This is a genomic window from Nonomuraea sp. JJY05, from assembly GCF_043496855.1.
GTDB lineage: Bacteria > Actinomycetota > Actinomycetes > Streptosporangiales > Streptosporangiaceae > Nonomuraea.
Genome location: NZ_JBIEIS010000008.1, coordinates 334,422 through 346,749, shown reverse-complemented (window position 1 = coordinate 346,749; position 12,328 = coordinate 334,422). Strand labels below are relative to the sequence as shown.

The following is a 12,328-nucleotide window of genomic DNA, read 5'->3' as shown; positions in this document are numbered from 1 at the left end:
AGGGCGCGCCTGGGGGGTTCGGGGCAGGCGCGCGCTGACGAGTCGGCCCTAGGGAAGGGTGGGTCAGGTGTGGGCGCGGGTGGCGGTCCGCCCAGGCATTCCCCACGGCGGAGGTAAAGGTGGGTCAGGTGTGGGCGCGGGTGGCGGCGTTTTGGAGAAGCGTGCGGCAGAGGTCGCCCAGGTCCTGGCCGGCGGCTTCGGCGGCCATCGGGAGGAGCGAGGTCTCCGTCATTCCTGGGGCCACGTTGACTTCCAGGAAGTGCGGGGTGCCGTCGGCGTCGACGATCAGGTCCGTACGGGAGATGTCGCGGAGGCCGAGAGCCGTGTGGGCGGTCACCGCCGTCTCGGCGCACGCCGCAGCCGCCTGGGCGGAGAGACGGGCAGGAGCGAAGAACTCGGTGTGTCCGGCCGTGTAGCGAGCCGCGTAGTCGTAGACGCCCTCGTCGGGGACGATCTCCACGGCCGGCAGGGCCTCCGGGCCGTTGCCGAGGTCCACGACGGAGACGGCCACCTCCACCCCGTCCACGTACCGCTCGATCAGTGCCGTGTCGCCATACGCGAAGCAGCCGACCATCGCGGCGGGGAGTTCTTCCGCCGTGCGGACGATCGAGGCGCCCAGCGCCGAGCCGCCCCGGGCCGGCTTGACGAAGAGAGGCAGGCCGAGGCGCTCGATGATGCGCCCCAGCACCACCGTGGCGCCGAGGTCGTGGAACGTCTCCTTCGGCAGCGTGACTGACTGCGGCGTCTGCAGCCCGACCGAGCGCACTACGGCCTTGGCCGTGGGCTTGTCGAAGGCCACGCGGCACGCGTCCGGGTCGGCGCCCACGTACGGGACGTTGAGAAGCTCGAGGACGGAACGGATCGCGCCGTCCTCGCCCGCGCCGCCATGGAGAGTCACGAAGACCGCGTCCGGCGGGTCCGCGAGGATGGAGGGCACGAGGGACGCGTCGGTGTCGCGGGCCTCCACGTCGATGCCCGCCGCACGCAGCACCTCGCTGACTCGGCGACCGGAGCGCAGGGACACCTCTCGCTCATAGGAGAGACCTCCGGCCAGCACGAGCACGTGGCCCAGATCGCTCATCACATCTCCTCCGCTGATCGCACGCGCCGCTGTCCAACCGTACCGCCAAGCTGCCGAGGCCCGGCACGCCACCAGCACTTGGCGCGCCCGGCTGATGCTGCGCCTGGCGTGGCGCTTTGCTGGGGGTCGAGTGTCCAGCGATGGGGCGTGTCCGGAGAGAGGGCGGGCGGGGATATTGGATGGCTGGGCCTGAAGAGGGCGAATGGGTGGGGCAGGGGATGGCTGAGTCGAGAGGGAGCTCAGCGGGGTGAAATGGGGCTGGCGGGAGAGGCGAGGTGGGGCCAGCCGGTGGTGGCGATAGTGGATTGGCTGGGTGGAGTGCCGGCCTTGGCGGAGAAGACTCGCTGGCATGCGGGTGGGGCTGGTGGAGCGGTAAGGCAGCGCCCGCCGGTGTTGGATTGGCTGGGTGGAGGCTGAGCCTTGGTGAGAGGGCTCGCTGGCATGCGGAGGGGGCCGGCGGAGCGGTAAGGCAGCGCCGGCCCTCGGTGGTGATGGTGGTCAGGGCGGGGACGGCCCCTGGTGGCGATGGTGGTCAAGCCTCGTCGGGGCCGCCCCCGTTTGCGATGGCGATCAGGCCTGGGTGGGGTCGGCCCCGGTTGGAGATGGCGGTTTGGCCTCGGTGGCGTCGACCCCGGTGGAAACGGTGGTCAGGCCAGGTCGGGGCCGGGGGTGTCGACGCCCTGGTGGTCGCGGGCCGAGCTGGTGCCGAACGTGTCCCTCAGCTGCATCTCCTGCTCGATCACCCCGGCCAGCCGCCGCACGCCCTCCCGGATCCGGTCAGGCTCAGGGAAGCAGTACGAGAGCCGCATGTGCCGCGCCCCGCTCCCGTCCGAGAAGAACCCGGTCCCCGGTACGAACGCCACCCGCTCGGCCACCGCCCGCGGCAGGATGGCCTTCGAGTCGAGCCCCTCGGGAAGGGTCGCCCACACGAAGAAGCCGCCCGCGGGTCGGGTCCAGGTGACCTCGGGCGGCATCAGGGATTCGAGCGCGTCCAGGAGCGCGTCGCGACGCTCGCGGTAGAGCTCCCTGAACGTTTTGATCTGCTCCCGCCATGGCTGCGTGGTGAGGTACTGGCCCACGGCGAGCTGGGTGAACGAGGAGTGCGACAGCACGGCCGACTCCATGGCCAGCACGAGCTTGTCGCGGATGGCGTGCGGGGCCAGCGCCCAGCCGACGCGGAAGCCGGGGGCGAGCGTCTTGGAGAACGACCCCAGGTAGACCACGCCGTCCGGGTTGTCGGCCCGCAGGGCGCGCATGGGCTCCCCGTCGAAGCCGAGCAGTCCGTACGGGTTGTCCTCGATGATCAGCACCCCGGCCTGCTGGCAGATGTCGAGCACCTGCTGCCGCCGGGCGATGTTCAGGGTGACGCCGCCCGGGTTGTGGAAGGTCGGGATCGTGTAGAGGAACTTGATGGGCGCCCCGGCCGTCTCCAGTGCGTAGATGGTCTGGGCCAGGGACTCGGGCACGATGCCCTGATCGTCCATGGCGATGTGCACGACCTTGGCCTGATAGGCGGCGAACGTACCCAGCGCGCCCACGTACGAGGGCCCCTCGGCGAGCACCACGTCGCCCGGGTCGATGAAGATCCGGGTGATCAGGTCGAGGGCCTGTTGCGAACCGACGGTGACGACCACGTCGTCCGCCCCGGCGTGGATTCCCTCCAGCCGCATGACCTCGCAGATCTGCTCACGCAGGTGCGGGTCACCCTGGCCGGAACCGTACTGCAGCGCGACGGGGCCGCGCTTGGTGACGAGGTCGGAGACCAGCTCGCCGACCATGTCGAGGGGAAGAGCCGTGACGTACGGCATGCCGCCCGCGAGCGAGACCACCTCGGGCCTCGACGCGACGGCGAAAAGAGCTCGGATCTCGGAGGCGACCATCCCGGTAGCTCGCGCGGCGTACCGATCGACGTAAGCGTCGATGCGCGACCCTTGGGTCGCGGGTGTCTGACCGTGATCCAGCTCTCCTGTCACGGCCCACCTCCTAGGTGTCATATCGGACTGAAATACCAGATTACGCTAACCGGACATGTCGCCCGTGACGGGCTCGACCGTCGTGGTGTCGGCTGGCGGTATCTTCACTGGGCTACGATGCCACCTGTGGACGCGGTTTTCGCGCGCTTTTCCGGGTCAACGACAGGGGGCCGTAGTTGTCGCGCCGGCTGGTCAACATAACCCTGGACAATCTTGAAGATCTGCCCCATCGCTGCAGGCGGTGCGTGTTCTGGGAGCTTGACCCCATGAGCGGGGAGCGGGCGGTCCGGTCGGGGGATCCGGGGCTGGAGAAGGAGGCCTGGATCTCCGGCACGCTGCTCGAGTGGGGCAGTTGCGGGAAAATCGCCTATGTCGACGGGGTGCCTGCCGGGTTCGTGCTCTACAGCCCGCCGCTCTACAGCCCCCGGTCCGTGGCCTTCCCCACCTCGCCGGTCAGTGCCGACGCCGTGCTGCTGATGACCGCGCACATCATTCCGGAGTTCTCGGGTGGCGGGCTGGGGCGGATGCTGATCCAGGGCGTGGCCAAAGACCTGACCAGGCGCGGCGTGAAAGCCATTGAAGCTTTTGGCGACCTCAAGTGGGAAGAGCCTAGTTGCGTGGTACCGGCGGAATACTTCCTTTCTGTTGGGTTTAAGACGGTTCGTCCACATTTGCGTTTTCCGCGGCTCCGGCTGGAGCTCAAGACCGCCGTTTCGTGGCGTGAGGACGTCGAGGTGGCCTTGGAGCGGCTCCTGGGCTCCATGAGTCCGGAACGGGCGCTACGTCCCGTCTGACGACCGCACAGGGCCGTACAAGCGGCCGCACGGGCCCGTACAGGACCAGGAGAACGCGGAAAGCCCCCCGCCAGAGGCGGGGGGCCGGGCGCGCGCCGCGGGAGAGCGGGCTAGATGATGCCGTCGAGCTCGCGCAGCAGCATGGCCTTCGGCTTGGCGCCGATGATCTGCTTCACGACCTCGCCGTTCTTGTAGACGTTCATCGTCGGGATCTGGAGCACACCGTACTGGCGCGGAACGTCGGGGTTCTCGTCAATGTTGAGCTTGACGATCTCCAGCTTGTCGCCGTGCTCGTTGGCGATCTCCTGCAGGATGGGGGCGACCTGACGGCACGGCCCGCACCACTCGGCCCAGAAATCGACCAGCACGGGCTTGTCGCTCTTGAGGACGTCGGCTTCGAAAGAGGCGTCGGTGACAGCCTTCACGGTGCGCTCCTTACTCACTTCTCGTTGTTCGCCAGCCAGCGCTCGGAGTCGAGCGAGGCCGAGCAGCCGGTGCCGGCAGCGGTGATGGCCTGACGGTAGGTGTGGTCGACAACGTCCCCCGCGGCGAACACGCCGTCGATGTTGGTCGCCGTGGACGGCGAGGCCACCTTGACGTAGCCGTCCTCGTCGAGGTCGATCTGCCCCTTGACCAGGTCGGTCCGCGGGTCGTGACCGATCGCGATGAACAACGCGTCGGTGGCCAGCTCACATTCCTCGCCGGTCTTGACGTTACGCAGCCGCACGGCCTCGACGCGGGAGTCGCCGAGCACGTCGACGACCTCGGAGTCCCAGACGAAGCGGATCTTGTCGTTCGCCAGCGCCCGCTCCTGCATGATCTTGCTGGCGCGCAGCTCGTCGCGGCGGTGCACCACCGTCACCATGCGGCCGAACCTGGTGAGGAACGTGGCCTCCTCCATCGCCGTGTCGCCGCCGCCGACGACCACGATGTCCTTGTTGCGGAAGAAGAAGCCGTCACAGGTCGCACACCAGGACACGCCATGCCCGGACAGGCGCTTCTCGTTCTCCAGGCCGAGCTCGCGGTAGCCGGAGCCCATCGCCAGGATGACCGACTTGGCGTAGTAGGTGTCGGTGTGGGTCTTGACGACCTTGGGGTTCGCCTCCAGGTCAACCTCGATCACGTCGTCGGTGACCAGCTCGGCGCCGAACCGCTCGGCCTGCTTGCGCAGGTTGTCCATGAGGTCGGGGCCCATGATGCCGTCGGGGAAACCCGGGAAGTTCTCCACGTCGGTGGTGTTCATGAGTGCACCGCCGGCTGTCACGGAGCCCTCGAAGACCAGCGGCTTGAGCTCGGCGCGCGCGGAGTAGACGGCCGCGGTGTAGCCAGCTGGGCCGGATCCAATAATGATCACGTTACGAACGTCGCTCAACGCTCCACGCCTTCCTCGTCTGCTGTTGCACCGGCGTCAACAGATCCTAGGCCGCCCTGATTCCCCTGCCCTACACACAACGCTCACACAAAGCGAAAGAGCCCGCCGAGGCGGGCTCTGACGCGTAGGTCTCTTACCAGCGGCCCAGGGTGGGCTTACGCAGGTTCTTGCAGTTGAACGGGTCGACGATGTCGATGCGCAGCCGCTGGCTGGCCTTGTCCTTCCACGAGGCCACGATGAGGGCCTCCTGTCCGTTGTACTGGCCCTGGTCGACCTGGTACGCCGGCAGCCTGGAGCGGCTCGAGACCCGCTTCACGCACTTGTCGACCTTGCCGTCGTCGTCGGAGCCGCCCTGCACCATGCGCTGGAAGCCGAACATGCCTTCGAGCGGCTGGCGCAGGTCCTGGTCGCTGTAGTTGTGGCCGCTGTCGGTCAGTCCGTAGGACCTGGCCATCGTGGGGACCTTGGCCGGGGTCGAGGGGACCGTGGAGGTCTCGGTGACGCCACCGGCCATCACCTCGACGCCGCCACCTCCGCCGCTCGCCAGCAGGCCGGTCGAGGCCACCGCGGTGCCCACCACGGCGACCGCAGCCGCGGCCGCGATCGCGGGCATCGCCCATCGGCGTCTGCGAGAGGGCTTGGCCGGGACGATCGTGCCGTCGTCGGAGACGACCCCCAGGCGTACCGGCTCGGGCGCCGCCTCAGCGGCCACCTCGACCGGTCGTTCCCACGGGGCGTCCCGCATGAGCTCGTCCCAGTCGGGCGCCTCCACGAGGCCGACACCTCCCCGCCGGGACTCCGCCTCGGCGGCCAGGGCCTTGTCGATGCGCAGTGCGACACCCATCGGCATGGCCGGTGTGGGGGTCGCCGCGAGCACCTCGCGAACCGCCGCCAGGTCTGCCAGTAGCTCCCCGCATGGGTCGCAGACCGCGAGATGCTCGCGGACCCGGCGCGCCGTGTCGACGTCTAGGAGACCCTCGGCCAGCTCGGCCAGGATTTCCAGATCGTAGTGCGTATCACCCGTCACGAAGTTCTGCTCCCTTCGCGGATGAGACGCGATTGAGGTCCGATCGGTTCCGCAGATGGGAAAGAATTGGGGCAAGTTTCGCGCGCCCTCGAGCGCACCGGCTCTTGACCGTGCCGCTCGGCACTTGGAGCACCTGAGCTGCGTCTTCGACCGAATAACCCATCATGTCGACGAGGACGAGAGCCGCCCGCTGGTCGCTGGGCAGGAGTTTCAACGCGGCCGAAACCTCCATGGAGACTTCGCGTTCGACGGTCTGGTCGGGCAGGGGGGTCTCGCGCTCAGCGGCCTCGATCAGCTCGTCGTCGGCGACGGGCCTGACCGATTTACGGCGCATCCTGTCGAGGCAGGCGTTGACCACGATCCGGTGGAGCCAGGTCGTGACGGCCGCCTCGCCGCGAAACGTAGAGGCCTTGCGATATGCGGAGACGAAGGCATCCTGCACGGCGTCGGCGGCCTCGTCGGGGTCACCGAGCGTACGCAGGGCGACCGCCCACATGCGGTCGCGGTGCCGTTTGACGATTTCGCTGAAGGCGTGTGGATCCCCGTTGATGTGCGCGGTCAGCAGCTCGGCGTCTGTGACCGCCGGCCGCTCCGCTGCTGAGGGTGTCTCGGGTGGGGAGTTCACAAGAGGGATTCCTGGTTATGCCGATCCGGGAGAGTGCACCACTACCTCATAGATGGTGCCATGAAACTCGCCCCCATCCATCGGAACCCGGGTAAACCAGATCAAAACGTACTGTCCAGTTGCCGGCTGATCAGGGGTAAGAGTGGTCTTACCTGCGGCGTTCTTCTCGGTCGCCACCGTCTTCAGCGAGGAAAGATCGGGCGAGTCGCCCACCTTGAGCTCGACGGTCGCGCCGGCAGCATCGGACAGCGTAGCGACCACGTCGCTGATCTGCATGGACTTGCCCATGTCGAGCAGCAGGCCGACGCCCTTCTTGAGGTTGCCCAGGTCGGCGCTGGTGTAGCGCTCCGTCTTCCACAGGGTGCCGGGCTTGCCGTCGATGGCCAGCTCGGCCAGCTCGGGCTTCTCGTTGTTGTCGCCGAGCGGGTCGAAGCCCTGGGCCTTCTTCGGCTTGACGGCCTGGGCCTCGGCCGAGGCGGACGTGGAGGTGCTGGGGCTGGAGCCGGACGCCTCGGGCTTGGTCGGGCTGCCCAGGCTGCGCCCGATCGTCCACGCGCCGACGCCGACGGCCGCGATGACGAGCAGCACGACCAGCGTCATCAGCACGCGGTTGAGCGTGCTGCCGCCGCCCGAGGGGCGGCGCGGCGGTGGGGGCGGGCTCGGCGGGATGGTGAGCTGCTGGCGGTGGACGAGATCCAGGCCCTCGGTGTGGGAGGCGGAGGCCACCGCGGGGGTCGAGGGGTAGGCGATCGGGATCGGCATGGGCCTGGCCACGCCGGACAGCGCCTCGGCCACGTCGGACGGGCTGGCCAGCGCGCCCTGGCCCCTGCGGGACTCGGGCAGGCACGCGCGCACGGTCACCGTGTCGAGGTAGCTCGGCACGCCGGCGGTGACCTGGCGGGGCGTGCAGAAGTGACCGTCGGTCATGGGGGCCGCGGGCAGGCCGCCCTCTTCCTCGTCGCCCGGCCAGTGGCCGGTCAGCCCGGCGTACAGCAGCCGGCCCAGCCCCTCGGCGTCGTCGAGCGCCGGCTGGTCGGTGGTGAGCCCGGACAGCGCCGCGTCGACGGCCACGCCGAGCACCTTGACCGTGTTGCCCGTCGTCCACACCAGGTGGGAGGGGCGCAGGCACAGGTGGTAGAGCTGCGCCTCGTGGGCGTGCGCGAGCGCCTCGGCAGCCTCGGCCACCAGCCCCGCGGCGCGTTCGGGCTCCAGCGGGCCGGAGGCGAGCAGGTCGGTCAGCGACTCGCCGGTGACCCACTCGCTGACGACGTAGGCGGCCTTGTCGTCCTCCGCGGCGTCGAACACCTGCGTCAGGCGCGGGTCGGTCAGCCTGCTCGCCGCGCGGGCGGCCGTGACCACCTCGTGGACACGGGGGAAGTCGGGCCCGAAGGTGTGGACGGCCACGGGACGCGCCAGGATCTCATCGATGGCCTTCCAGAGCGTGGCTCCGTCGGACTCGCTGACGCGGTCCTCGAGCCGGAAGCGCTCGGCCAGACGGGTGCCGGGTTCGACGGCCGACGTGCTCACAGGTTCACTCCGCTTGGCCGATCGGGCGTGTTCATGACTCGACTCACCTGCGTGGTGGTGTCCCACGAAGGCACGCTATGCCGGGTGGATCCGCCCACGCCCCTCCTGCTTCCATTCGCGCGTGTCGGGCTCCATGGTAGTGCCGAGTGGATTCGGCCCGCGTTCTTTACCGGCCTACCCGCCCAGCGACCATCCCAACGATGGAATTGACCTCGGGGATGCGCATTCTGTGCGCGACGCCTAGATAGAGCAGCAACCCGAGGCCCCCACCGACCGCGAGCACGATCAGCGAGTTGACGAACCCTAGCCCGGCGAACACCCCCGTGACTACCCAAACCGCCGCGAGCGCCACCACAGCGGTGGGCAGGGCCGCCAGGTACATCCTGGTCAGTGCCATGCCGATCGTCCAGCCACCCAGCCCTCTGACACGGCGGCTGGCCAGTATCCAGGCCCCGACCGCGCCCAGCGCGTACGCGATGGCGTACGCGAGCGCCAGCCCCATCACCAGGTACCGGGCCGGCAGCAACGCGTTGAACACCAACATGAGCGCCGCGTTGGCCGCCGTGGTGGCGGCGCCGACGAAGACCGGCGTGCGGGTGTCGCCGAAGCTGTAGAAGACCCGCAGCAACAGCTGGAACAGTGCGAACGGCACCAGCGCGAGCCCGTAGACCTGCAGCACGTTGCCGATGTAGACGGCGTCCGCGACGCTGTTGGCGCCGTGGCCGTAGATGGGTACGGTGATCGCCGGTCCGAGCACCATGAGCAGCAGCGACACCGGCACCATCAGCGAGCAGATCAGCCGTACGCTCGAGCCGAACTCGCTGCGCACGTCGTGGAAGCGCCCCTCGCCGACGGCCCGGCTCATCCTGGGCAGCATCGCGGTGATCACCGAGACGCCGATGACGCCGTACGGAAGCTGGAAGAGCTGGAACGCCAGCGTGTACGGGCTGATGCCGTGCCCCTCGACCTCGTCGCCGGCCGCGCTGGCCAGGTTGGTGGTCAGCATGAAGCCGAGCTGGGTGACGATCACGTAGCCGATCGTCCAGATGCCCGCCCTGGCCATCTCGCCCAGCCGCGCGTTGCGCACGTCGAACCGGGGCACGAAGTCGAACCCGACCCGCTTGAGCGCCACGATCAGGATGGCCGCCTGGGCCACGATGCCCGCCGTGGTGCCCAGGCCGAGCAGCGCCATCTCGCCGGTGCTGATCTGCTCGATCTGGTCGCGCTCGCCGCCGATCATGGCGTACGCCAGGAACACGCAGATGACGACCAGATTGTTGACCACCGGAGCCCACATGGGCGCGCCGTAGCGGTCGCGGGTGTTGAGGATGGCGCCCGCCACCGCGCCCACGCCGAAGAAGGCGAGCTGCGGCAGGATGAAGCGGGCCAGCATGACCGCGACCTCGAACTTGGGGCTGCCCGGCGCCCAGTCGGTGTAGAGGTCGATCAGCAGCGGCGCGCCGAACACCGCCACCACCGCGACCACGACCAGCGCCGCCGCGGAGATCGTCAGCAGCCGCTGCTCGTACGCCCGGCCGCCGTCGGCGTCGTGCTGCTGGGCCCGGACGATCATCGGCACCACGACGCTGCTCAGCACGCCGAGCAGCAGCAGGTCGAGGATGCTGTACGGGATCGCGTACGCCGCGTTGTAGGCGTCGCCCAGCGCTCTCGTGCCGATGGCGTAGGCCAGCACCATGGTCCGCACGAACCCCGTGACCCTGGACACCATCGTGCCCGCCGCCATGATGGCGCTGGCCCGAAGCATGCGGCTCATACGATCTCATTCTCCCGGGTCTTGGCCGCGTGCGCGAGCTTCCGCTCCGACCTGCGCCGCAGCACTCGCATCACCACAGCGGCGAGCATCACGGTCAGGGCGGCGCCCACGATCACCGAGGCGATCCCGGTGTAGCCGGTGGTGCGGATGGTCAGCCGCTGGGGCTTGCCGTACGGCTGGTTGTCGGAGGTCTTGAGCTGCACGGTCACCGTCGCGTCGCCGCTGGTGCCGGGGGCGGCGTTCATCTGTACCTGGACCATGCCGCTCTGCCGGGGGCCGATCGTCATCGGCTCGTCCTGCGGGAAGTCGACCTGCAGCAGCTCGGGGTTGTTGGACGTGACGTCGATGTAGAGAGCGATCGGCACGCCCAGCTCGTTCTTGACGCTGATCGGGACCTTGCCGCTGTTGCCCGCCAGCGTGCGCGTCCGGTTGGGGCCCGACCCGGTGATCTCGATCTTCTCGGTCTGCTCCGTCACCGCCGCGCTGACCAGCTTGGTCACCGCGCGGCCCGCGCGGGTGCTGTTGCGCCAGGCCGAGGAGGTCAGCCGGAGGACCGCCGCGTCGAAGCTCGACGGCGTCTTCGCCTGCGTGATCAGTGAGGTGAGCTGCGCCTTCGACGCGACGTCCTTGACCGGGTCGAGGTATTTCGCGGTCAGCTCTTCCTTGCGGTCCTGGTCGGTGTAGGTCAGCCCGGCTCGGGGGACCGACAGCTTGGTCGGCTTGATCGACTCCAGCGCCGTCAGCTGCAGCCACGGCAGCTTGTTCGCGGTCTTCATCAGCGCGTTGACGAGCGTGGGGTTGGGGTCCCACCGGCGCGACGGGGCGATGACGATGGACCTGGGCGAGGTCTGGCCGGCCTCCGCGGCGATCATGGCGGTCTCGGCGATGAAACGCTGCGTGCTGAGCAGTACGGACGTGGGCGCCGCCGGCTCGAAGAGCTTGCTCAGCTCGGCGTCGGCGACCAGCGCGGTGACGGGCCCGCTCACCGAGTCGAGGGTGCCGGCGGCGTCGGGCGTGAACGGCACGGGCGGCTGCGGCGGCAGGTTGGTGGAGTTGAGCAGGACCGTGTCGACCTTGTCCTTGCTGACCGAGAGCAGGTCGAGCGCGTCGGCGTCGAGCATGCCCGCGGGCGGCCAGTTGATGTTGGTCTTGACCTCGCGCTGGAGCAGCGCGGCGGCCTTCTGCCTGCCCAGCTCGATCGCCCGGCCGGGCTGCGTGTCCAGCCCCTGGTGCGCGAGCGCGGCCACGTCGGGATCGGCGTACGGGACCGCGACCACGGGAGAGGCGGCCAGCGCGGTACGCATGGTCGTCAGCCAGTTCGCGGCCTCGGGATTGGCGGGCTTCTCCTGCGTCTCGTCCTTCTTGACCTTGACCAGGTACTTGTTCTTCATCGCGTCGAGGTCGTCGAGCAGCGAGGGCTCGACGAACCAGGTGACGCTCTTGGGCGCGGACTGCGCGATGCGCGCCAGGTCGGCCAGCCGGCCCTTGCCGGTGATCGACTGGCTCAGCTTGTCGTCCACGAACAGCGGCTCGCGGGTCTTGGGGTCGACGTCGGTCCCGCGGTGCGGCTGGTCGATGACGGGCAGGGCGATGGCCAGCTTGTTGCGCGGCACCTTCGGCACCGTGGGCGGCGCGTAGGTGAGGTACGTGCGCTGCGTCATGACCTGCAGGCCGTTCTGGAGCACCTCCACGGCCACCGGGTAGACCCCGAACGAGCGGTAGCCGAGCTGCACGGGCGTGGCGGTGAACTCCCATCGCGCCTGGGCGCCGGCGGCCAGCGCCGGGACGTCCATGAACGAGCTCTGGGAGCCGATGCCCGGCAGCGTCGCGGGGTTCTGGTCGTTCTGGTAGGCGGCCATGTTGATGCGGTCGGCGAACTTCTGCGGCGTGTAGCGCAGGCGAACGCGCAGGCCGTTCTGCGGCGCGCCGCTGTCGTTGCGGAGCGTGCCGGTGAACTTGATCACATCGGTCTGCGCGGTCGGCACCTGACGCGAGATCGACGTGATCGACACGGTCAGGGTCTGCCTGCTCGCCTTCGCGGACTTCGTGGCAGCCGCGCCGGGCGCGGTCGCCACCACGGTGAGGGCGAGCAGCGCGGCGAGCAGCGTGGCCTTACGGATCACGCGAATGCCCGAGCTGGAGTACGACGACGCAC

Annotated in this window: 10 protein-coding genes; 1 reads left to right on the top strand and 9 read right to left on the bottom strand. The window is 69.1% G+C overall.

Translation table 11 applies throughout. From position 1 onward, the window contains the following. Nucleotides 1-124: 124 nt before the first annotated feature. The gene (locus tag ACFKCF_RS14975) at nt 125-1,081 is read right to left on the bottom strand and encodes a D-alanine--D-alanine ligase (protein ID WP_394493933.1); all 957 of its coding nucleotides are present in this window, start codon (nt 1,079-1,081) and stop codon (nt 125-127) included. A gap of 647 nt (nt 1,082-1,728) precedes the next feature. Then, nucleotides 1,729-3,075: a PLP-dependent aminotransferase family protein gene (locus ACFKCF_RS14970; protein WP_394493931.1), complete on the bottom strand. Its 1,347-nt coding sequence runs from the start codon at nt 3,073-3,075 to the stop codon at nt 1,729-1,731. 155 nt (nt 3,076-3,230) lie between these two features. On the opposite strand from ACFKCF_RS14970, the gene ACFKCF_RS14965 reads away from it, so the two are divergent. Then, nucleotides 3,231-3,848 carry a GNAT family N-acetyltransferase gene (locus ACFKCF_RS14965; RefSeq protein ID WP_394493930.1) on the top strand — a complete coding sequence of 206 codons (618 nt, stop codon included), beginning with the start codon at nt 3,231-3,233 and terminating at the stop codon, nt 3,846-3,848. 110 nt (nt 3,849-3,958) lie between these two features. Here the strand turns inward: ACFKCF_RS14965 and trxA are convergent, their stop codons facing one another. From trxA to ACFKCF_RS14930, 7 genes are all read right to left on the bottom strand, one after another. Further along, nucleotides 3,959-4,273 carry a thioredoxin gene (trxA, locus tag ACFKCF_RS14960; protein ID WP_394493928.1) on the bottom strand — a complete coding sequence of 105 codons (315 nt, stop codon included), beginning with the start codon at nt 4,271-4,273 and terminating at the stop codon, nt 3,959-3,961. A 14-nt stretch (nt 4,274-4,287) separates the two neighbouring features. Next, nucleotides 4,288-5,220, bottom strand: coding sequence for a thioredoxin-disulfide reductase (trxB, locus tag ACFKCF_RS14955; RefSeq protein WP_394493927.1), 933 nt, complete (start codon nt 5,218-5,220; stop codon nt 4,288-4,290). A gap of 133 nt (nt 5,221-5,353) precedes the next feature. Further along, nucleotides 5,354-6,247, bottom strand: coding sequence for an anti-sigma factor family protein (locus tag ACFKCF_RS14950; RefSeq protein ID WP_394493925.1), 894 nt, complete (start codon nt 6,245-6,247; stop codon nt 5,354-5,356). After that, nucleotides 6,237-6,872, bottom strand: coding sequence for an RNA polymerase sigma factor SigM (gene sigM, locus ACFKCF_RS14945; protein ID WP_394493924.1), 636 nt, complete (start codon nt 6,870-6,872; stop codon nt 6,237-6,239). The genes ACFKCF_RS14950 and sigM overlap by 11 nt, the downstream gene beginning before the upstream one ends. Before the next feature lie 15 nt (nt 6,873-6,887). After that, entirely contained in the window at nt 6,888-8,399 is a 1,512-nt protein-coding gene (locus ACFKCF_RS14940; RefSeq protein ID WP_394493922.1) for a protein kinase family protein, read from the bottom strand. A 166-nt stretch (nt 8,400-8,565) separates the two neighbouring features. Next, a complete protein-coding gene (gene murJ / locus ACFKCF_RS14935) occupies nt 8,566-10,173 on the bottom strand; it encodes a murein biosynthesis integral membrane protein MurJ (protein ID WP_394493920.1) in 1,608 nt (535 codons plus the stop codon). Next, entirely contained in the window at nt 10,170-12,296 is a 2,127-nt protein-coding gene (locus tag ACFKCF_RS14930; protein ID WP_394493919.1) for a DUF6049 family protein, read from the bottom strand. Before ACFKCF_RS14930 ends, murJ begins: the two co-directional genes overlap by 4 nt. Nucleotides 12,297-12,328: the final 32 nt, after the last annotated feature.